We start from the raw sequence: 20,142 nt of genomic DNA on the forward strand, positions 1-20,142 counted from the left end.
TGCTAGCTCCCTCGGTAAACGGAGTAGCCGAACGGGGTGAGCAGCAGCGGTACGTGGTAGTGCTCCCCGGGCACGACGGCGAACGTGACCGTCACCTCCGGGAAGAACGCTCCCCGCGCACCGCTGTCCCGATTCGCGGGGGCGTCCTGCTGCGCATCGGCTTGCTTCTTGTCGGACCTCTCGAAATACGCCTCGACCGCGAAGTCGAGCCGTACGTGGGTCGTCCCCTCCGGCAGCGCCGGAAGGTCCTTGCACCGGCCGTCCGCATCGGTCGTGGAGCCGCCGAGCGCCTGCCAGTCCGCGTCCCGGCCGGGACGGGCGGCGAGGCGGACGGCGACGCCCGTCGCGGGGCGGCCGATGCCGGTGTCCAGGATGTGCGTGGACACGGAGGCGGTGGTGCGATTGCTCATGCGTGGTCGCTCTCTTCGACGATGCGTGCCAGCCGGATGCGGTTGATCTTGCCCAGCTCGGTGCGGACGATCTCCCGTTCCTGCTCCGGCGCGTTGCCGATCCGCTCCTTGACCGCGTCCCGCATCTGCTCGCCGGTCTTCCCGGTCGCGCAGATCAGGAAGACGTGGCCGAACCTCTCCTGGTACGCCAGGTTCAGCTCGAGCATCTCCGCCTTGAGCTCGTCGGAGGCGCCGGCCATGCCCCGCTGCTCACGTGCCGAGGCGGGATCGCCCGGCTTGGGCCGGCCGATCGGCGGGTGCCCGGCCATGGCCTCCTCGAGATCCGCGGTGGTCATCCCCGCCATGGCGGCGTCGTTCGCGGCGTACAGGTCATCGGCGGTGGCGTAGGGGCGCCCGGCGAGCAGCCGTGCGGCCCAGGCCGTGGACGTGCACACCTCGTGGAGGGCGGCGCGGGCGGCGGGTTCTTCCAGGGCGTTGAAGCGGGCGAGACCCGGCGGCGTGGGAGTGGACGTCACGGGTGCCTCCGTGGCCTTGGTCCTTGAGCGGGCTGCGAACAGCTAACGCCCTCCGCCCCCACGCGGTCAACAGTTTGTTGAAAATTCGGGGTGACAAGCCGCGGTGGGCCGCTCACCGGCGTGAGGGCCGAGCCGCTCACCGGCGCGAGAGCCCGTCAGGACTCCTTCTCGCGGTTGAGGTAGTTGTAGACGGTGAATCTGCTGACGCCGAGCGCGCTCGCGACGGTCTCCACTCCGTGGCGCACGGAGAACGCGCCGCGCGCCTCGAGGGTCCGTACGACCTCCTGCTTGGCCTTGCGGTCCAGTTCGGAGAGGGGCTTGCCGCGCTTGCGCTCCATGGCGGCCAGGATGTGATCCAGCGAGTCGGCGAGCTGCGGCAGGCGTACGGCGACGACGTCGGCGCCCTCCCAGACGAGCACCACGTCGTCGGGACCGGCCTGGTCCGGGGGCAGCATCTCACCCCCCATGGCGTCGACCAGCGGTTTCACGGCCGTGATGAACGGCTCGTCCCCGGTGCCGGTCACTTGTCCTCCCCGATCACGTTGACCTGCAGCGAGATCCGGGTGGCACCGGCCTGGAGGGTCTTGCGCAGCAGTGCGTCGACGGCGGTGAGCACGGCGTCGGCGCGGCCCTCCGCGGTGTTGCCGAACGGGCCGACGTCCACGGCGTCCAGATCGGCGGCCCCGATGACGTCGCGGGCCACCAGCGCGTGCGCGGGCGCCTCATCGAGGTCGAAGGGCTCGGTCGTGAACTCCACCCTCAAACGCATACTGCCCCCAACCACCGACTGACCTGCGCCTGACCTGCGCCTTCACCAGGACCGCCCGTTGCGGGGCACGCCTGGCAGCGACTCTAACGGAAGCGGCGCCGCCGTGAACGGCGGTCGCGGAGGGCGGTCAGGACAGGGGCTGTTCCAGGGACTGTTCGGTCCAGATGATCTTGCCGTCGGTGGTGTAGCGGGTTCCCCAGCGCTCGGTGAGCTGAGCGACGAGGAACAGTCCGCGCCCGCCCTCGTCCTCGTTCCGGGCACGCCGCAGCCGGGGCGAGGTGCTGCTGCCGTCGGAGACCTCGCAGATCAGCGCGCGGTCCCGAAGGAGGCGCAGCTGCACGGGGCCGGTGGCGTGCCGGATGGCGTTGGTGACCAGCTCGCTGGCGACCAGCTCGGTGGTGTAGCCGAGTTCGTCCAGGCCCCAGGCGGACATCTGGCCGATGACCGCCTCACGCGCGCGGGCGACGACTGCCGGGTCGCTGGGGAACTCCCACTCGGCGACCCGCTTCGGGCCGAGCGCGTGCGTCCGGGCCACGAGCAGGGCCACGTCGTCGCTCGGCCGGGTCGGGAGCAGGGCGTCGAGGACGGCCTCGCAGGTGTCCTCCGGCGCACGGCCGGGGCAGGCCAGGACGCTGCGGAGCTTGTCCAGGCCGGTGTCGATGTCCCGGACCCGGTCCTCGATCAGACCGTCGGTGTAGAGCACCAGTTGGCTGCCCTCGGCCAGCTCCAGCTCGACCGTCTCGAACGGCGTCCCGCCGAGCCCGAGCGGCGGGCCCGACGGCAGGTCGACGAAGTCCACGCCGCCGTCGGGGCCGACGACCGCGGGGACCGGGTGGCCGGCCCGGGTGAGGGTGCACCGCCGGGACACCGGGTCGTAGACGACGTACAGACAGGTGGCGCCGACGATCCCGGCATCCGGGTAGGTGGGCTCCACGGCCCAGCCCTCGCCCCGGTCCAGGCGTCCGACCAGGTCGTCGAGGTGGGTGAGGAGGTCGTCGGGCGGCAGGTCCAGGGAGCAGAAGTTGTGCACGGCGGTGCGCAGCCGGCCCATGGTGGCCGCGGCGTGCAGTCCGTGCCCGACGACGTCGCCGACCACCAGGGCCACCCGGGCGCCGGACAGCGGGATGACGTCGAACCAGTCGCCGCCGACCCCGGCCTGCGCGGGCAGGTAGCGGTAGGCGACCTCGACGGCGTTCTGCTCGGGCCGGCCCCGGGGCAGCAGACTGCGCTGCAGGGCGAGTGCGGTGTTGTGCTCGCGCGTGAAGCGGCGGGCGTTGTCGATGGAGATCGCCGCGCGGCCGGCCAGTTCCTGGGCGAGGGACAGGTCGTCGTCCTCGAAGGGGGTGGGCTTCTCGGAACGGTAGAAGCTCACCACGCCGAGGATCGTGCCGCGGGCCCGCAGGGGCACGGTGATCAGGGAGTGGATGCCCTCGGTCAGTGCCCGTCCGAACCGCGCCGGATCCTGGGCGATCCAGCCCTCGGCCTCGGACAGGACGGGTTCGAGCACGGACTGCCCGGTCTCCAGGCAGCGGACCTGCGGGGTGGACGGCACGTACTGGACGAGGTCGCCGATGCCGTACACGGGCAGTTCCTCGCGCACGCTGCCGAGCGCGACCCGGCGCAGCGGGGTGTGACCGCCGAGCGGCCCCGGCTCCTCTCCGAGCAGAACGGAGTCGGGAAGGTCGACGACTGCCAGGTCGGCGAACCGGGGGACGGTCACCTCCGCCAGTTCCTCCGCGGTGCGGGTGACGTCCAGAGTCGTGCCGATGCGCACGCTGGCGTCGTGCAGCAGTTCCAGGCGCTTGCGGGCCAGGACCGCCAGGCGGCCGACGCCGGGCTCACCGACGAGCAGCAGCCAGCCCTCGGCGCCGGTGCCGTTCTCGTTCTCGTCCTCGTCCGTACGGGGCTGCGGGCCCGCCTCGGTGGGGGCGGGCGGCGGTGGAGCGGTTTCCGTCGGCGGTGGGACGGTCGCCGTGGCCGTGGCCGCGGGCGCCGGGGTCACGGCGCGCAGGAGGACCGGAGGTGCTGCGCTCGCGTCCCCGGCACCGACGGGCGGGATGAACGCGGTCGGCGCGGGCGGGGTGAACGCGGCGGGGGCGGACGGGGTGAACGCGGTCGGGACGGGCGGGGTGATCCCGGTCGGGGCAGTGAACGGTGCCGGCTCCGACGGTGCGGAGAGTTCGACGTGGCGCAGGTGCGGGCCGCCGTGGACCCGGGCCTCGACGACCACTCCGCTCTCACCGGCCGCTCCCATGACCTGGCGGCGCAGCAGCGTGGCTACGCGTCCGCCGGAGAGGGCCACCTCGTCGAGGGTGCGCTGCGGCGAAGCGAGCAGCTCCTCGGCCTTCTCCCGCAGCACCGACATGTCGATCCGGCTGAGGGTGCCGCCGTCGGGGAACCCGTTCCCCACACCCTGGGGTTGCCGTGGCCAGCCGACGGCGCCGCCCATGTCGCGGCAGGCACGCCGGTACGCGGCGAGCAGGGCCTGTTCGCGTTCCGTGGCCTGCTCCAGCAGCCGTCCCTCGATGTCACGGGCGGCCTGACGCACCAGCCGCAGCATCGCGGGGTCGCCGTCCTCCCGCAGACAGGTGAGGTCGAGCACGGCCTCGATGCGCCCGCTGAACGGGTCGCGGATCGGTGCGCCCGCACAGGCGAAGGGCTGCAGGCAGTCGGCGAAGTGTTCACGGCCGACCACGTAGATCGGGCCACGCCCGGCCAGGGCGGTGCCGACGCCGTTGGTGCCGGCGGCCTGCTCCGAGGCGTCGAATCCCGGGGCGAAGTTCACCGCGTCGAGGCGCTCGCGCAACTGCCGGTCACCGCCGTGCCGCTGGATCATGCGGGCCCGCGCGTCGCTGAACGCGATCGCCATGTTCACGTTGGCGAGCGACGTGGTGAGGTCCTTCAGGACGGGGTCGGCCGCGCGCAGGAGACGGTCGTCCAGTGCCAGGTCCGCGGCGTAGGGCACCAGGAGGCGATGTGGCTGCACCCCCTCGAACCTGCACCGCTTCCAGGATTCGAGCACCGAACCCCGTACGTCCGTGTCGACTCGCGCGCCGGCAAGAAAACGCTCATGGGCATCGACGAGACCGCCGATGTCGTCCCAGGCGACGGACACCGCGCTCACTTCCCTCACGGAGGGCATGCTCCCAGCCCTTTACCGTAGCCCTATTATGCCGCGAATCACAACATCGAAAACATGGGAAGGAAAGGGGCACACGCAGGAGATATCGACTGCAGCACGGGCCCAGGACCCCTCCCGGGAGGCAATGATCATCTCTCCGCGCCTGCCGTGAACCAACCCCGCCAGTGCCACCCGGACTCGAAATCGCCGTTGCATATGGTGCGCCTCCGAGCGGGAATTTGCAAGAATTCCCGGAAATTCCGCGAATTACGCGGGGGGCGTTTTGTGCCTTGCGCCGCCGGTTACCACAACAGTGAGCTCGAATCCGACGCAAACAGGAGGTCGGGCCGATGACGACCGGAGCCGAGCAGGAACTGCCCGAGCTGTACGGGCAGAACAAGGCGACACTGGGTCGGCTCCTCGCCCACGGGGGCCTCGGGCGGGCCGAGGAAGGTTCCGACGGCCGTCTGCACGCCCACGTGCGGATTCCGCCCGACGAGCTGGTGTGGGAGCCCTCCATCGTCGTCATGCCCCATGGGGGCGACCTGGAGATCGAACTCCTCAACGACGACACGAACACACACTGCGCACTCCTGCCGAGCAACGGCGACAGCAAATGGATGTGGCTTCCGGTGTACTCGCGGGGGAAGACCGTGCTCAACCTGGACGGCCCCGGCTATTACTGGTTCGGTTCCAACGTCGGCAACGACGAGGGGCGCGGCCTCGTCGGCGTGATCGCCGTGATGGGGGACGTTCCGCAGGAGGCCCGCCTCGACCGCCCGGAACAGCCACGGCCGTAGAAGCCGCCCGGGAAAAGGCCGCCCGGTGACCGCCGGGCCGGCAAGGAGGATCCCATGGAGTACATTGACGCGCCGCCTGCCGTCAATTTCGCCGCATTGAGCACCATGGTCGGCACGGCGCCTCCGGTGGCTCAGGACGTGACCTACGAACGCATTCTCCGGGCGCGCTCGGAACCGCAGAACTGGCTGACCTACTACGGTGCCTACGACGGGCAGCGGTACAGTCCGCTGGACCAGATCAACACCGAGACCGTCCAGCGCCTCACTCCCGCCTGGGTGTTCCAGTTCGGCTCGTCCGGCTTCCACGCGGGCCAGTCGACCTACGCCTTCGAGGCCGCTCCGATCGTCGTGGACGGGGTCATGTACCTCTCCGGTTGGGACGGCTGGGTGTGGGCCGTCGACGCCCGGACGGGACGGCAACTGTGGCAGTACAAGCACGCGATCCCCTTCGACGTCTCCCTCTGCTGCGGCAACGTCAACCGCGGGGTCGCGGTCGCGCACGGGAAGGTCCTCGCCACCACGCTGAACGCCCATGTGATCGCCCTCGACGCCATCTCGGGCGAGCTCGTCTGGGACACGACGAACGGTGACGTTCGGGCGGCCGAGAGCGCCACGGTCGCTCCCCTCGTCGTGAAGGACAAGATCATCGTGGGCAGCTCGGGCGGCGAGTTCGGAGTGCGGGGTCACCTCGACGCCTACTACATCGAGACGGGCGAGCGCGCCTGGCGCACCTACACGGTGCCCAAGCCCGGCGAGCCGGGATCGGACACCTGGCCGGACGGCCCGGCCTGGGCGCGCGGCGGCGGCAACGCCTGGGTCACCGGCACCTACGACCCGGAGCTGAACCTCGTCTACTGGGGGACCGGCAATCCGGCACCCGACTTCGACGGGGCCGTGCGTGAGGGCGACAACCTCCACACCGACAGCATCATCGCCCTGAATCCCGACAACGGCGAGATCCGCTGGCACTACCAGTGCACCCCGCACGACGTGTGGGACTACGACAGCAACATGGAGTGCATCCTCTACGACCTGGACGGGCAGAAGCTGCTGGCCCACTTCGACAAGAACGGATACCTCTTCACGCTGGACCGCAGGAACGGTGAGCGGGTGCGGATCACGCCCTTCGGTGAGCGCATCACCTGGGGTGAGATCGACGGGGACGGCCGGGTGACGCCCAAGGTGGTCCCGGAGAAGGAGGGCGAGCCGGTCCACTTCTGGCCGGGTCCCGCCGGGGCCAAGGAGTGGACGCACGCGGCCTACAGCCCGCGCACGGAGATGTTCTACGTGCCGGTGCAGGACGTCGGCTCCGAAGTCACCCTGCGTCACAGGGAGTTCAAGGAGAGCATCCCCTACTGGGGCGCGAGCGTCACGGTGGACGCCGACGACATGCAGGGGTTCGTGAAGGCCATCTCCGCCGCCACGGGCGAGGAGGTGTGGAGGTGGCGCAACGAGACGCCGATGAGCGCGTCGGCGCTGGCGACGGCGGGAGACCTGGTGTTCGTCGGCAGGCCGTCCGGGGAGTTCACCGCGTTCCACGCGCGGACCGGGGAGCCGCTGTGGGAGTTCCAGACGGGCAGCGGGCACCACAGCAGTCCGACGACCTACAGCGTCGACGGAAGGCAGTTCATCGCCGTGCCGGTCGGCTGGGGCAGCTGGATCGAGGGGATCGTTCCCGCGATGCTCGGCGCCTCCCACGGCGACGCGGTGTTCGCCTTCGCACTCCCGCAGTAGCGCTGCGGCCCCGCTGTCCTGCCTGCGACCGAAGACGTCCGGGAAGCGCGAGACACAGGAGGAGGTGACAGCCGTGGACCGGGAGAGCGTCAACGACCAGGCGTGCCTGGACGAGTGGGAGACCCCTGTGTTCGAGGAGATCAGCGTGTCCGCCGAGGTGACCGCCTACATGGGCGTGTGGGAGCCCGACGGGGGATGACGGCGGTGCGACGCGCCGGGCACCGGGAGGACGGCGGATCGACGTGTGGGTGCGCGTGCTGGGTTCGGCGGCCGGGGGCGGTTTCCCGCAGTGGAACTGCGCCTGCCCGCCGTGTCGTGCTGTGCGGGACGGCTCCCGGCCGTGCCGTGCGCGCACCCAGTCGTCGATCGCCGTGAGCCCCGACGGGCGTGTCTGGTTCCTGTTCAACGCCTCTCCGGACGTCCGGGCGCAGATCGAGTCGTTCCCCGCTCTGCGCCCCACCGCGGCGCTGGTCGTCGTGCTCACCGACGCCGAGCTCGACCACACGCTCGGTCTGCTGTTGCTCCGGGAGGCGGAGGGCATCGAGCTGCACGCCACCAAGGCGGTGCACGACACGCTGTACGACGGGACCTCGCTGCTGCGGATGCTCCTCGTCTACTGCCCGGTCACCTGGCACCCGGTCGAGCCGGAGACCGACGTACCGCTCACAAAGGGGCTGTCGTACCGGGCGTTCGACGTGCCCACGAGGAAACGGGCTCGCTTCGGCTCCGACGACGGGGCCGGGCAGGGGCGGGTCGTCGGCTACCGCCTGACCGACGAGCACAGTGGCCGGGCCCTGGTGTACCTGCCCTGCGTGCAGGAGCTCACCCCGGAGGTGTGCGACCGACTCGCGGACTGCGCCTGTCTGTTGGTCGACGGCACGTGCTGGGACGACGACGAGCTGATCCGGCTCGGCAGGGGGCACCGGACCGCCCGGGAGATGGGCCACGTGCCCATCTCCGGCCCCGGCGGCAGCCTCCAGCAGCTGTCCCCGCTCCCCGTCGAGCGCACGATCTACACCCATCTGAACAACACGAACCCCGTCCTGCTCGAGGACTCGCCCGAGCGGCGCGCCGTCGAGCGACACGGCATGGAGGTCGCCGTGGACGGGCTGGACCTGTGGATCTGAGGGTCATGGCGACGGCGACGGAAACCGACGAATTCGTGGCGGCGCTGCGCGCGCAGTCCCGCCGCTACCACGACCGGCATCCCTTCCACCGGGCGATGAACGAGGGCGCGCTGACCCGTCGGCAGCTCCAGGCGTGGGCGGCGAACCGCTTCTACTACCAGGCGAACCTGCCCCGCAAAGACGCCGCGATCCTCGCCAACTGCCCCCACCGCGAGGTGCGCCGCCGCTGGATCCTGCGCATCGTCGACCAGGACGGCACCGCGGACGGCGAGGGCGGTATCGAGGCCTGGCTGCGCCTGGGCGAGGCGCTGGGGCTGACCCGGGAGGAGATGGGGGACGAGCGGCACGTCGTCCCCGGGGTGCGGTTCGCCGTCGACGCCTACGTCACCTTCGCCCGTACCCGGCCGTGGACCGAGGCGGTGGCGTCCTCCCTGACCGAGTTGTTCGCGCCGGACCTGATGGCCGAACGGCTCACCGCGTTCGAACGCCACTATCCGTGGATCGACCGCGCGGGGCTGGCCTACTTCCGGTCCCGCCTGACCCAGGCCCCGCGCGACGCCGAGCACGCCCTGGAGGTGGTGACGGCGTACTGCGACAGCCCGGCGGAGCGGGCGGGCGCCCTGGCCGCCCTGTCCTTCAAGTGCGACGTCCTGTGGAGCATGCTCGATGCCATCGAACGGTCCTGTGCGGACGGTCGGTGACACGGACCGTCCCCGCCTCGCGCCGCACGTCCGGCTGACCTACGACCCGGCGCGCGGGCGGCACGTCCTGCTCGCGCCGGAGGCGGTCTCCGTCCTGAACGGCACGGGCGCGGCGATCCTGGACCTGTGCGACGGCGAGCGGACGGTCACCCAGATCGTCGCTGAGCTGAGCGGGCGGTACGCCCATGTGGCCGGCGACGAGGTCCGGCTGTTCCTGGCCCGGCTCGCCGCCCGGCGATGCGTGGAGGTCGGTGATGGATAAACCTCTCGGGCTGCTGGCCGAACTCACCTACGCGTGCCCGCTGCACTGCCCGTACTGCTCCAACCCGCTGAACCTCGGTGACTTCGGGGACGAGCTGACGACCGAGGAGTGGCGGCGGGTGGTGACCGAGGCCGCCGGTCTCGGGGTGCTGCAGCTGCACCTGTCCGGTGGTGAGCCGCTGGTGCGCCGCGACCTCGTCGAGATCGTGCACCACGCCGGTGACCTCGGGCTGTACACCAACCTCATCACCGGTGCGGCCGGCCTGACGCCCCGCCGTGCCGAGCAGCTGCGCGCCGCGGGCCTGGACCATGTGCAGATCAGCATCCAGGCCGACGAGCCGGCGCTGTCCGACCGCATCGCCGGAACGCCGTCCTTCGCCCGCAAGACGGCGGCGGCCCGGCTGGTGAAGGACCTGGGCTGGCCCCTCACCGTCAACGTGGTCCTCCACCGGCACAACATCGACCGCATCGACCGCATCCTCGCCCTCGCCGAGGAACTGGCCGCCGATCGCGTCGAGCTGGCCAACACCCAGTACTACGGCTGGGCCTGGCGCAACAAGGAAGCGCTGCTGCCCAGCACGGCCCAGCTGGCGCGCGCCGAGCCGGTGGTGCGTGCGGCACGGATCCGCCTCAGGGACCGGATGGAGATCATCTACGTCGTCCCCGACTACCACGGCCGGTACCCGAAGCCCTGCATGGGCGGCTGGGGCCGGCGGCAGCTCACCGTGGTCCCGAACGGGGACGTGCTGCCCTGCCCGCCCGCGCACGCGCTGCCGCTGCCCCGCGCCAGTGTGCGCGAGCACTCCCTGGCATGGATCTGGGAGAGCTCACCGCTGTTCCAGCACTTCCGCGGCACGGACTGGATGCCGGAGCCCTGCCGGAGCTGTCCGCGCCGCGAGGTCGACTTCGGCGGGTGCCGCTGCCAGGCGTTCCTGCTCACCGGCGACGCCGCCCGCACCGACCCGGTGTGCCACCTGTCCCCCGACCACGGGATCGTCGCCGCGGCCGTGCGGGCCGCCGACGAGGCGGCCGGGCGGCGAGAGCACGTCCTTGCGCCCCGGCCGCATCCGGGCCGTCCGGTGTGAGTCCGCCGTGGCCTCGATCCTGCTGTTCGTCGCCGGGGCGGCCCTGCTGGTGTTCAGCGCCGAGCAGCTGATCCGGCGGCTCGTCGGGATCGCGAGCGGCTTCCACATCTCCCTGTTCCTGGTGTCCGTCGTCTTCACGGGCATCGAGTTCGACGACATCGTTCTCGGCGTCGCGCTGAACATCGAGGACCTCGGCGGAGTCGCACTGGGTGTGGTGATCGGGACCGCGCTGTCCATGACGGGAGTGGTGCTGGCCCTCGCGGCGATCCTCACGCCCACCCGCGTCACGATTCCGCGCGACTACGTCCTGATCTTCGCCTGCGCACCCCTCGTGATGGTCGTGTGCGCGCTGACCGCGCCGCTCACCGCTCTTGACGGCGTCGCGCTCCTCGGGCTGTTCGCGCTGTTCCTCGCCTATGTGGCGGTCCGGGAGTCGCGGGCCGACACACCGGTGTTCCGGGACGCGGAGCTGTACGAGGCGTACTCCCTCGCCCGGGGCTCCGGGAACGCCGCACCGGTCCGCCGGGAGGGGGACGCCTGCGCGATCACCGCGGAACGGACCCGCGCGGGAGCGCCGCCGGGTGACGGCCTGCTCGCCCAGGTGCGCGAACGGTCCGGCTGGACGGGGCTCGGCCTCGCGGTGCTCGCCCTGGCCGGCCTCGTCGCCGGTTCCGCCATCACCGGCATCGGCACCAAGGGCATCCTGCAGACGTACGGGCTTCAGGGAACCGTCTTCGGCGCGACCATCGTGACGGTGGTGCTGACGGTCGAGGACATCTTCCTGACCGTGGAACCGGCCCGGAAGGGGGCACCGGAGATCGGGGTCGGCAACGTCGTCGGCAGCGTCGTCTTCTCGGTCACGGGCAAGCTCGGCATCGTGCTGCTGGCAGGCAGCGTGGTCATCGACCGGAGCGTCCTGACCTGGCATCTGCCCGCGCTGCTCGTGGTCAACGGGCTCGGGGCGTACGTCATCTCCACCGGGCGGCTCAGGCGCCGGCACGGTTTCGCGCTGCTCGCGCTGTACGTCGTGTACTGGGTCGTGAGTTTCACCGGGTTCGGAATGGTTCCGGCCGATACGTCCTGACAGTGCCGGGTGCCGGCCCCGCCTCCCGCGACGGACGCGCCTCCCTGCCACGTAGAGCAGAGGAAGGGATCCGTACAGGGAGGGGAGTGCTCCGTGGCAGGGCGAGTGTTCAGGCATGCGTTCGGGGGTGCGTTCAAGGGAGTCAGGGGGACGGCGGTCGCGGCGGCGGCCATGGCGGCGCTCACCGCTTCGCAGGCGCCGGGCGCGGTGGCGGCACGGGCCTCCGAGCCCGCGCGGCCGGACGCCCCCGCCGAGCACGGGCCGAGCGTGTCGGGTGACACCCCTTACCGCACCGAACTGCCACCGCTGCGCACGGGAAAGCCGGACCAGGGCGGGCGGTCGCAGGGCGGGCGAGCGGCGACGGGCGGCGCGGGGGCGCTGCCCGCGACGGTGTTCGCCGCCTACCGGCACGCCGAGGCGGAACTGGCGCGCACCGCGCCCGGATGCCATCTGCGCTGGCAGTTGCTGGCCGCGATCGGTCAGGTGGAGTCCGGGCAGGCGTGGGGCGGCCGAGTGCGGGCGGACGGAACGACGGTGACACCGATCCTCGGACCGCGACTGACCGGCGGTCCCTACGCCGTCGTACGGGACACCGACGGGGGCGCCTACGACGGGGACACGGTATACGACCGCGCGGTCGGGCCGATGCAGTTCATCCCCTCCACCTGGGCCCACTGGGGCGCGGACGGCAACGGTGACGGACGGGACGACCCCGACAACGTCTTCGACGCGGCGCTCGCCGCGGGCCGCTACCTGTGCGCGGGCGGCCGGGACCTGTCGGACCCCGCGCAACTGGACCGGGCCGTCCTGGGCTACAACGCCTCGCAGGAGTACCTGCGGACGGTCAGGGCCTGGTACGCGTACTTCCTGGCAGGGCACCGCGTGGTGCCGGACCTGCCCGGGGGCGCCGCGGCGTCGCGGGGACCGAAGCCGCCCCGGCAGGGCGGCACGGCGCACCCCTCACCGAAGCCGTCGGGGCACCGCCCGGGCACGGCGCCGACCCCGGCTCCGTCGGCCACGCTCTCCGAGCCCTCCCCCGCCCCGTCCCCGTCCCGTACGGCCGGGGTGCCGCAGCAGACGGACGCCCCGCCGTCGCTGCCCGTGCCCACCCCGAGCATCGGGCTCCCCGGGGCCGGGGTGCTGCCCAGCGGGGGCCCGCTGACCAGCAACAGTGCGGACACGATGGGCTCCGCCCCCTCCCCAACCGCTGATACTGGGCGGTAATGTCGCCACCCGCCGGGTGCACAGGACCGGCGGGTGAGCGCAAAGGGGCCCTCATGGCGACGGACATGCCTGCTGAGACAGGGGCGGCCAGGGACGCGGAGACACACGCGGCCCACGACCGGTGGAAGCGCATGTGGAGCCACCGGGAGCACCTGCTCAAGGTGGCCCGGCGCCGGTCGATGAGCCTGGAGGACGCCGAGGACGCGGTGCACGAGGCGATGCTGCGCGCGGCGGAGCGCCCGGATCTCGACGACGAGCGGCTCGGCGCCTGGCTGACCACGGTGACCATGCGGCTGTGCGTGGACCGGTACCGGCAGGTCAACCGGGAGGCCGAGGTGCGCAGCAGCCCCACGCTCCTCACGCCGGGCCCGGTGCCCGTGGACGAGGCGGTGTGCGACCGGGCCGAGGCCCGCTGGCTCGCCGTGCGCAGCGGGGAGTTGCCGGCGCGCCAGGCGGAGGCCCTGCGGCTGAAGTCCGAGGACCTGGACGTGGGCCAGGTCGCCGTGCGGATGGGCCTGAGCTACCGCACCGTCGAGTCGTTGCTGGCCCGGGCCCGGCGGACGCTGCGCGCCTCGCTGGCCGGGACGCTGGGCGCCGTGCTCTTCCTGCTCGGGCGTGGACGGCCGAGCGGGGCCGGCAAGGCGCAGACGGTCGCGGTCACCTCGACGGCGGCGACGCTGGTGGTGGCCGGGTTCGTCCTGCCGCAGACGCTGGGCGGAGGCGGCGGCGCCACTGAGGCGCCGGTCCCGCGTCCGGCGGTGTCGCAGAGCGCCGAGCCGCTCCGGACGGGGAGCACGGGCAGCACGGACCGGCTTCATACGCCGCGGGCGCACACGGTCTCGCAGACGAAGCGTGCGCCGGCCGGCCGGGAGACGGCCCGCACACCGGGCACCGGCTCACCGCTGCCCCTGTCCGTGCCGTCCCTGCCGGAGGTGTCGTCGGCCCCGCTGCCGACGCTGTCGGCGCCCGGGGTCTCCGGCGTGCCCACGGTGCCGAAGCTGCCGGTCCCCTCCGCCGCCCCCTCGCTCCCGTCGGTCCCGACGGGGATTCCCTCCCTGCCCTCCGCCTCGCTGCCCGTGCCCACCCCGAGCACGCCTTCGGTGAAGCTGCCGTAGGACCCGTCGGCGACGCCGCCGCAGGCGGCTGCCGGCGCGTCCGAAAAAATTTCCGCTTCCTCGCGACGGACCCCCCGCCCCTCCCCGTAGAGCAGATGTCGGAGCTGCTCAGCGGGCGAAGGGTGGAGCACGGATGGGTGTCGAGATCTGTGTGGAAGGGCTGACCAAGTCCTTCGGACACCAGGTCATCTGGCAGGACGTCTCGCTGACGCTGCCCGCCGGGGAGGTCTCCGTGATGCTCGGTCCCTCCGGCACGGGCAAGTCCGTGTTCCTCAAGACACTCGTCGGGCTGCTCAGACCCGAGCGCGGCTCGGTGAAGGTCGCGGGACGGGACATCACCAGGTTGCGCGAGCACGAGCTGTACGAGGTGCGGAAGCTGTTCGGCGTGCTGTTCCAGGACGGCGCGCTGTTCGGCTCGATGAACCTGTACGACAACATCGCCTTCCCGCTGCGTGAGCACACCCGCAAGTCCGAGTCCGAGATCCGGCGGATCGTGCTGGAGAAGATGGACATGGTCGGCCTGCTCGGCGCCGAGGGAAAGCTGCCCGGTGAGATCTCCGGCGGTATGCGCAAGCGGGCCGGGCTCGCCCGGGCACTGGTGCTCGATCCGGAGATCGTCCTCTTCGACGAGCCGGACTCGGGCCTCGACCCGGTGCGCGTGGCCTATCTCAACCAGCTCATCGTCGACCTCAACGCACAGACCGGCGCCACCTTCCTGATCGTCACCCACGACATCGCCTCGGCCCGCCAGGTCCCCGACAACATCGGGCTGCTGTTCCGCCGCGAACTGGTGATGTTCGGGCCCCGCGAAAAGCTGCTGACCAGCGACGAGCCCGTGGTGCGCCAGTTCCTGAACGGCCGGATGCAGGGTCCCATCGGCATGGCGGAGGAGAAGGACGCCGCCCAGGTCGAGCAGGAGCTGGCACGTCTGGACGACAGCGCGCCCCAGGAGATGACTCCCCGGCTGCTGCCGGGCCCGGGCATCACCCGCCCGCCCCGCTGGGAGGCCATCGCCAGACGTGAGGCCGCACTGCACCGGAAGGAGGCCGCCGGCGCATGAGCCTGTCCCCCACCGCGCCCCTGCGCCACTCGGGCAACCTGTTCGCGCTGGCACTGGACGTCGTACGGACCCTGCCCCGACGGCCGTTCCAGGCGCGGGAGTTCATCCAGCAGGCGTGGTTCGTCGCAAGCGTCACCATCCTGCCCACGGCACTCGTGTCGATCCCCTTCGGGGCGGTCATCGCCCTGCAGATCGGCAGCCTGACACGGCAGTTGGGCGCGCAGTCCTTCTCCGGTGCCGCCTCCGTGCTGGCGGTGCTGCGCGAGGCGTCGCCGATCGTCACCGCGCTGCTGATCGCGGGCGCGGGCGGCACCGCGATCTGCGCGGACCTCGGGGCGCGCAAGATCCGTGAGGAGATCGACGCGATGCAGGTGCTCGGCATCGACCCGATCCACCGGCTCGTCGTCCCCCGCGTGCTGGCGTCCATGGTGGTGGCCGTCCTGCTCAACGGCCTGGTGTCCGTCGTCGGTGTGGCCGGCGGCTATTTCTTCAACGTCGTCCTCCAGAACGGCACGCCGGGCGCGTACCTGGCGTCCTTCACCACCCTCGCGCAGCTCTCCGACCTGTGGGCGGCCGAGATCAAGGCGCTGGTGTTCGGGGCGATCGCCGCGATCGTCGCCTCCTACAAGGGGCTCAACGCGAAAGGCGGCCCCAAGGGCGTCGGGGACGCCGTCAACCAGTCAGTGGTGATCACCTTCATGTTGCTGTTCGTGACGAACTTCGTGATGACCGCGGTGTACTTCCAGATCGTCCCGCAGAGGGGTTGAGCGATGCGACCTCCACGACCCCTGCGGCTCCTCGAGCGGCCGCTGCGCTCCCTGGAAGACCTGGGCGCCCAGCTCTCCTTCTACGGCCGTTCACTGGCGTGGACGGGCCGCACCCTGCGCCGCTACAAGAAAGAGATCCTGCGCCTGCTCGCCGAGGTCAGCTTCGGCCGGGGCGCGCTCGCCGTCGTCGGCGGCACGGTCGGCGTGATCGCCTTCATGTCGTTCTTCACCGGCACCGAGGTCGGCCTTCAGGGCTACGCCGCCCTCAACCAGCTCGGCACCTCCAACTTCGTGGCGTTCCTGTCGGCGTACTTCAACACCCGGGAGATCGCGCCGCTGGTGGCCGGGCTCGCCCTGTCCGCGACGGTCGGCGCCGGTTTCACGGCGCAGCTCGGCGCGATGCGGATCAGCGAGGAGACCGACGCGCTGGAGGTGATGGGCGTGCCCTCGCTGCCGTTCCTGGTGACGACGCGGATGATCGCCGGGTTCGTCGCCGTGATCCCGCTGTACGTGATCGGGCTGCTGTCGTCGTACCTGGCCGCCCGCACCATCACGACCGGCTACTACGGGCAGTCGACGGGCACGTACGACCACTACTTCCACCAGTACCTGCCGCCCGTCGACGTGCTGTGGTCCTTCGGCAAGGTGATCGTGTTCGCGGTCCTGATCATCCTGGTGCACTGCTACTACGGCTACCACGCGAGCGGGGGCCCGGCCGGGGTCGGCGTCGCGGTGGGCCGGGCGGTGCGCACCTCCATCGTGGCGATCAACGTCCTGGACTTCTTCCTCAGCCTCGCGATCTGGGGCGCCAACACGACCGTACGGATCGCGGGGTGAACCGGTGCGAGCACTGAGACTGAGGTTGTACGGCGTCGCGTTCATCGCCGTGCTGGCGCTGCTGCTGTCGCTCGCGGTGGCCGTCTACCAGCAGGCGTTCACCTCCGTGGTGCGCGTGACGCTCCAGGCCGACAGCCTGGGCAACCAGTTGGAGCCGCGGGCCGACGTCAAGCTGCGCGGGCTGCTGGTGGGCGAGGTGCGCGCGGTGCACGCGGACGGCACGAAGGCGACGCTCGACCTCGCCCTCAAGCCGCAGTACGTCACGTTCATCCCGTCGGACGTGCACGCCCGGCTGCTGCCCAAGACGCTGTTCGGCGAGAAGTACGTCGACCTGGTGCCGTCCGCCGACGACACCGCCCGGCACATCCGCGCCGGGGACGTCATCGCCCAGGACCGCACGAAGGCCGGCATCGAGCTGCAGCGGCTGATGAACGACCTGCTGCCGCTGCTGCGCACGGTCCAGCCCGGCGAACTCGACGCCACGCTCTCGGCGTTCGCCACGGCGCTGGAGGGCCGCGGCGACCGGATCGGCGACAACCTGACCCGGGTGGAGGCGTATCTGCGCCGTCTGAACCCGCATCTGCCGTCCCTGCAGGAGGACATCTCACGCTTCGCCGACGTCGCCCAGGTGTACGGGGACGCGGCACCCGATCTGATGGCGGTCCTGCGCAACACCGTCACCACCAGCCGCACCCTCGTCGAGAAGAAGGACGAACTGGCCGCCGCGCTCCGCGCCACCGCGGCCGTCGCGGACACCGGGCGGGACTTCTTCGACGAGAACGGCGACCGGCTGATCACCCTCGGCCGGGTGTCCCGCCCCACCCTGGAGCTGTTCGCCCGCTACTCCCCCGAGTACCCCTGTCTCCTGCAGGGTCTGGTCCACCAGGAGCAGGCGTCCGAGGACGCGTTCCGGGGCGGCGAGATGCGGATCACCCTCGAGGTCGTGCGTCCGCAGGGCGCGTACAAGCCCGGCGAGGAGCCGCGTTACGCGGACCGGTCGGGGCCCGACTGCCGGGGACTGCCCCATCCGGCGGTGCCCGGGCCGAAACCCAAGCTCAACGACGGTACGTCGTCCGGCGCTTCGGACGGCGGCGCTCTCCCCGGAGGTGTCGACGTGTCCGCCACCCGGGCCGAACAGCGGGCCGTCGGCTCGCTCGTGGCTCCCGTCATGGGCGTGCCCGCCGACCAGGTGCCGCCCGTCGCGACCCTGCTCTTCGGGCCGCTGGCCCGCGGAACGGCGGTGAGCGTCGCATGAGGACGGCAGGCGCCCGGCAGACCGCGGCACCGCTGATCAAGTTCGCCCTGTTCGCGCTGGTGACGATCGCGGCGACGGCCCTGCTCGCGGCCACCATCGTCAACGTCTCCTTCACCCCCAAGGACACCTACCACGCGGTGTTCAGCGACGTCACGGGACTGGAGAACGGCGACGACATCCGGGTGGCCGGGGTGCGGGTCGGCCAGGTCGAGGGCATCCGGATCAAGGACCGGACGCTGGCGGAGGTCACCTTCAGCGTGGAGGCGGACCGCCCGCTGCTCACCAGCACCCACGCGGTCCTCCGTTACCGGAACCTGGTCGGGCAGCGGTACATCGCGCTCACCGAGGGCGCGGGCGACGGCACCCGGCTGCGGCCCGGCGGCACCATCCCGCTGTCCCGGACCCAGCCGGCGCTGGACCTGAACGCGCTGCTGAACGGCTTCAAGCCGCTGTTCGCCGCACTCAGCCCGAACGACGTCAACCAGCTCGCCACCGAGATCATCCAGACCCTGCAGGGCGAGGGCTCCACCGTGAACAGCCTTCTCGCGCACACGGCGTCGCTCACCACGACTCTCGCCGACCGGGACCAGCTGATCGGCTCGGTGATCGACAACCTCAACACCGTGCTGGACACGCTCGACCGGCGCGGCGCGCGCTTCTCCGCGCTGATCACCCAACTGCGGCGGGTGATCTCCGGGCTGTCCGCCGACCGCAAGCCCATCGGGGACTCCCTGGTGAGCATCGGCGACCTGACCGAGGCCACCTCCGGGCTGCTACGGGACGCGCGTTCGCCGCTGAAGGACGACATCGCCGGGCTGAACCGGCTCACCGGAACGCTGAACAGGAACGAGAAGACCGTGGAGGGTGTGCTGCAGCGGCTGCCGAACAAGCTGAACGCGCTGACGGGGACCGCGTCGTACGGCTCGTGGTTCAACTTCTACCTGTGCGACTTCGACGGCCGGATCGTGCTGCCGAAGACGAAGCAGATCATCACCCCGGACTTCCATGTGGCGCAGGCGAGGTGCGGAGCATGAGGACGCCCGTCACGCCCGGCAGGACCCGGCGCCCCGAACCCCTGGTGAAGGTGCGGGTCCTGCCCCCGAAGCTGCCGGCGGTCCGCCTGCTGCCCCGCAGGCCGAGCCGTCCGGAGCCTCTCGTGAAAGTGCGGGTCCTCCCGCCGAAACTCCCGATGGCCCGCCCCCTGCCGCGCCGGACCCGGGGCCCGGAGCCCCTGGTGAAGGTGCACGTCCTGCCGCCGAAGCTGCCCGCGCTCCGGCTGCGCCGGCCGCGGCTGAAGCCGTTCCGCGAGCGCAATCCCGTCGTGGTCGGTGCCGTGGGCCTCCTGACTCTCGCCCTGCTGACCGTCGCCGCGTTCAACGCCGACAGCCTGCCGCTGATCGGCGACGGCGAGACGTACGACGCGGCCTTCTCCGAGGCGGGCGGACTCAAGCCGGGCGACGAGGTGCGGATCGCCGGCGTCAAGGTCGGCAAGGTCGAGGGCGTCGACCTCGACGGCGACCACGTGAAGGTGACGTTCAAGATCAAGGGCGACCCGGCGATGGGCACCGCGACGACCGCCGCGATCCGGGTGAAGACGATCCTGGGCGCCAAGTACCTGGCGCTGTACCCGAAGGGGCCCGGCCGGCTGAAGCCGGGCGGCGAGATCCCGATCGGGCGGACGGTGTCGGCGTACGACGTGGTGCAGGCGTTCAGCGATCTGACCACCACGACGGAGAAGGTGGACACCCAGCGGCTGGCGAAGGCCATGGACACCATCTCCACCACCTTCCAGGACTCGCCCGCCGAGGTGAAGGCCTCCATCCAGGGGCTGTCCCGGATCTCCCGGACGATCGCCTCGCGCGACCAGGCCCTGGGCGACCTCCTCAAGCACGCGAACGGGGTCACCGGGGTGCTGGCCGAGCACACGAAGGACTTCTCCGCCCTGGTGAAGGACGGCGACCAGCTCTTCCAGGAGATCAGCAAGCGGCGCGAGGCGATCCACACGCTGCTCAAGAGTTCGGCGGCGCTGGGCATCGAGCTGTCGGGCCTGGTCGACGACAACCAGAAGGAGATCGGGCCCGCGCTCCAGAACCTCAACACGTTCGTCCGGATGCTGGAGCGCAACCAGGCCAGCCTGGACCGCAGCGTCAGCCTGCTCGCTCCCTACGTCCGGCTGTTCACCAACACCCTCGGCAACGGCCGCTGGTTCGACTCCTACGTCCAGAACCTGGTGGCCGCCCCGGTGGTGCCGCGCACGGGAGGCTCCCAGTGAACAAA

Annotated in this window: 21 protein-coding genes; 16 read left to right on the forward strand and 5 right to left on the reverse strand. The window is 71.4% G+C overall.

What is annotated here, in order from left to right; genetic code table 11:
- Positions 1-2: 2 nt before the first annotated feature.
- From uraH to SY2F82_RS07365, 5 genes are all read right to left on the reverse strand, one after another.
- A complete protein-coding gene (gene uraH / locus SY2F82_RS07345) occupies positions 3-410 on the reverse strand; it encodes a hydroxyisourate hydrolase (RefSeq protein WP_200418133.1) in 408 nt (135 codons plus the stop codon).
- A complete protein-coding gene (gene uraD / locus SY2F82_RS07350; RefSeq protein ID WP_200418134.1) occupies positions 407-925 on the reverse strand; it encodes a 2-oxo-4-hydroxy-4-carboxy-5-ureidoimidazoline decarboxylase in 519 nt (172 codons plus the stop codon). Before uraD ends, uraH begins: the two co-directional genes overlap by 4 nt.
- A 155-nt stretch (positions 926-1,080) precedes the next feature.
- Positions 1,081-1,449, reverse strand: coding sequence for a helix-turn-helix domain-containing protein (locus SY2F82_RS07355; RefSeq protein ID WP_200418135.1), 369 nt, complete (start codon positions 1,447-1,449; stop codon positions 1,081-1,083).
- The gene (locus tag SY2F82_RS07360) at positions 1,446-1,694 is read right to left on the reverse strand and encodes a hypothetical protein (protein WP_200418136.1); all 249 of its coding nucleotides are present in this window, start codon (positions 1,692-1,694) and stop codon (positions 1,446-1,448) included. The genes SY2F82_RS07355 and SY2F82_RS07360 overlap by 4 nt, the downstream gene beginning before the upstream one ends.
- Positions 1,695-1,821: 127 nt before the next feature.
- Complete coding sequence (locus SY2F82_RS07365) at positions 1,822-4,836, reverse strand: SpoIIE family protein phosphatase (RefSeq protein WP_200418137.1); 3,015 nt, start codon at positions 4,834-4,836, stop codon at positions 1,822-1,824.
- A gap of 329 nt (positions 4,837-5,165) precedes the next feature.
- On the opposite strand from SY2F82_RS07365, the gene SY2F82_RS07370 reads away from it, so the two are divergent.
- From SY2F82_RS07370 to SY2F82_RS07445, 16 genes are all read left to right on the forward strand, one after another.
- A complete protein-coding gene (locus SY2F82_RS07370; protein WP_200418138.1) occupies positions 5,166-5,615 on the forward strand; it encodes an MSMEG_3727 family PQQ-associated protein in 450 nt (149 codons plus the stop codon).
- A 54-nt stretch (positions 5,616-5,669) separates the two neighbouring features.
- A complete protein-coding gene (locus SY2F82_RS07375; RefSeq protein ID WP_200418139.1) occupies positions 5,670-7,349 on the forward strand; it encodes a PQQ-dependent dehydrogenase, methanol/ethanol family in 1,680 nt (559 codons plus the stop codon).
- A gap of 73 nt (positions 7,350-7,422) precedes the next feature.
- A complete protein-coding gene (gene pqqA, locus SY2F82_RS07380) occupies positions 7,423-7,548 on the forward strand; it encodes a pyrroloquinoline quinone precursor peptide PqqA (protein ID WP_200418140.1) in 126 nt (41 codons plus the stop codon).
- 43 nt (positions 7,549-7,591) lie between these two features.
- A complete protein-coding gene (gene pqqB, locus SY2F82_RS07385; protein ID WP_200418141.1) occupies positions 7,592-8,476 on the forward strand; it encodes a pyrroloquinoline quinone biosynthesis protein PqqB in 885 nt (294 codons plus the stop codon).
- A gap of 5 nt (positions 8,477-8,481) precedes the next feature.
- Complete coding sequence (gene pqqC / locus SY2F82_RS07390; RefSeq protein ID WP_200418142.1) at positions 8,482-9,177, forward strand: pyrroloquinoline-quinone synthase PqqC; 696 nt, start codon at positions 8,482-8,484, stop codon at positions 9,175-9,177.
- Positions 9,143-9,439: a pyrroloquinoline quinone biosynthesis peptide chaperone PqqD gene (gene pqqD, locus SY2F82_RS07395; protein WP_200418143.1), complete on the forward strand. Its 297-nt coding sequence runs from the start codon at positions 9,143-9,145 to the stop codon at positions 9,437-9,439. Before pqqC ends, pqqD begins: the two co-directional genes overlap by 35 nt.
- Positions 9,432-10,523 (forward strand): pyrroloquinoline quinone biosynthesis protein PqqE, encoded by a 1,092-nt coding sequence (gene pqqE, locus SY2F82_RS07400; RefSeq protein WP_200418144.1) that lies wholly within the window; start codon positions 9,432-9,434, stop codon positions 10,521-10,523. The genes pqqD and pqqE overlap by 8 nt, the downstream gene beginning before the upstream one ends.
- Positions 10,524-10,530: 7 nt before the next feature.
- Positions 10,531-11,607, forward strand: a complete 1,077-nt coding sequence (locus tag SY2F82_RS07405; protein WP_200418145.1) for a sodium:calcium antiporter — start codon at positions 10,531-10,533, stop codon at positions 11,605-11,607.
- 171 nt (positions 11,608-11,778) lie between these two features.
- Entirely contained in the window at positions 11,779-12,831 is a 1,053-nt protein-coding gene (locus SY2F82_RS07410) for a lytic transglycosylase domain-containing protein (RefSeq protein ID WP_200418625.1), read from the forward strand.
- A 65-nt stretch (positions 12,832-12,896) separates the two neighbouring features.
- Complete coding sequence (locus SY2F82_RS07415; protein WP_374707134.1) at positions 12,897-13,946, forward strand: sigma-70 family RNA polymerase sigma factor; 1,050 nt, start codon at positions 12,897-12,899, stop codon at positions 13,944-13,946.
- A 133-nt stretch (positions 13,947-14,079) separates the two neighbouring features.
- Positions 14,080-15,006 (forward strand): ABC transporter ATP-binding protein, encoded by a 927-nt coding sequence (locus tag SY2F82_RS07420; RefSeq protein ID WP_200418147.1) that lies wholly within the window; start codon positions 14,080-14,082, stop codon positions 15,004-15,006.
- Positions 15,003-15,773, forward strand: a complete 771-nt coding sequence (locus SY2F82_RS07425) for an ABC transporter permease (RefSeq protein ID WP_200418148.1) — start codon at positions 15,003-15,005, stop codon at positions 15,771-15,773. Before SY2F82_RS07420 ends, SY2F82_RS07425 begins: the two co-directional genes overlap by 4 nt.
- A 3-nt stretch (positions 15,774-15,776) precedes the next feature.
- On the forward strand, positions 15,777-16,610 hold the full coding sequence (locus SY2F82_RS07430) for an ABC transporter permease (RefSeq protein WP_103842448.1): 834 nt from the start codon (positions 15,777-15,779) through the stop codon (positions 16,608-16,610).
- A 4-nt stretch (positions 16,611-16,614) separates the two neighbouring features.
- Entirely contained in the window at positions 16,615-17,865 is a 1,251-nt protein-coding gene (locus tag SY2F82_RS07435; protein ID WP_200418149.1) for an MCE family protein, read from the forward strand.
- Positions 17,862-18,899: an MCE family protein gene (locus SY2F82_RS07440; protein ID WP_200418150.1), complete on the forward strand. Its 1,038-nt coding sequence runs from the start codon at positions 17,862-17,864 to the stop codon at positions 18,897-18,899. Before SY2F82_RS07435 ends, SY2F82_RS07440 begins: the two co-directional genes overlap by 4 nt.
- A gap of 257 nt (positions 18,900-19,156) precedes the next feature.
- A complete protein-coding gene (locus tag SY2F82_RS07445; protein ID WP_236041319.1) occupies positions 19,157-20,137 on the forward strand; it encodes an MCE family protein in 981 nt (326 codons plus the stop codon).
- Positions 20,138-20,142 lie beyond the last annotated feature (5 nt).

The organism is Streptomyces sp. Y2F8-2 (assembly GCF_014905555.1).
GTDB lineage: Bacteria > Actinomycetota > Actinomycetes > Streptomycetales > Streptomycetaceae > Streptomyces > Streptomyces cynarae.

Coding starts and splice junctions, on each gene's coding strand:
- pqqD (WP_200418143.1), top strand. CDS start 9,143: ATGCCATCGAACGGTCCTGTGCGGACGGTCGGTGACACGGACCGTCCC.
- pqqC (WP_200418142.1), top strand. CDS start 8,482: ATGGCGACGGCGACGGAAACCGACGAATTCGTGGCGGCGCTGCGCGCG.
- SY2F82_RS07370 (WP_200418138.1), top strand. CDS start 5,166: ATGACGACCGGAGCCGAGCAGGAACTGCCCGAGCTGTACGGGCAGAAC.
- SY2F82_RS07410 (WP_200418625.1), top strand. CDS start 11,779: ATGGCGGCGCTCACCGCTTCGCAGGCGCCGGGCGCGGTGGCGGCACGG.
- SY2F82_RS07425 (WP_200418148.1), top strand. CDS start 15,003: ATGAGCCTGTCCCCCACCGCGCCCCTGCGCCACTCGGGCAACCTGTTC.
- SY2F82_RS07415 (WP_374707134.1), top strand. CDS start 12,897: ATGCCTGCTGAGACAGGGGCGGCCAGGGACGCGGAGACACACGCGGCC.
- SY2F82_RS07420 (WP_200418147.1), top strand. CDS start 14,080: ATGGGTGTCGAGATCTGTGTGGAAGGGCTGACCAAGTCCTTCGGACAC.
- uraH (WP_200418133.1), bottom strand. CDS start 410: ATGAGCAATCGCACCACCGCCTCCGTGTCCACGCACATCCTGGACACC.
- SY2F82_RS07440 (WP_200418150.1), top strand. CDS start 17,862: ATGAGGACGGCAGGCGCCCGGCAGACCGCGGCACCGCTGATCAAGTTC.
- SY2F82_RS07360 (WP_200418136.1), bottom strand. CDS start 1,694: ATGCGTTTGAGGGTGGAGTTCACGACCGAGCCCTTCGACCTCGATGAG.
- SY2F82_RS07430 (WP_103842448.1), top strand. CDS start 15,777: ATGCGACCTCCACGACCCCTGCGGCTCCTCGAGCGGCCGCTGCGCTCC.
- SY2F82_RS07375 (WP_200418139.1), top strand. CDS start 5,670: ATGGAGTACATTGACGCGCCGCCTGCCGTCAATTTCGCCGCATTGAGC.
- pqqE (WP_200418144.1), top strand. CDS start 9,432: ATGGATAAACCTCTCGGGCTGCTGGCCGAACTCACCTACGCGTGCCCG.
- SY2F82_RS07365 (WP_200418137.1), bottom strand. CDS start 4,836: ATGCCCTCCGTGAGGGAAGTGAGCGCGGTGTCCGTCGCCTGGGACGAC.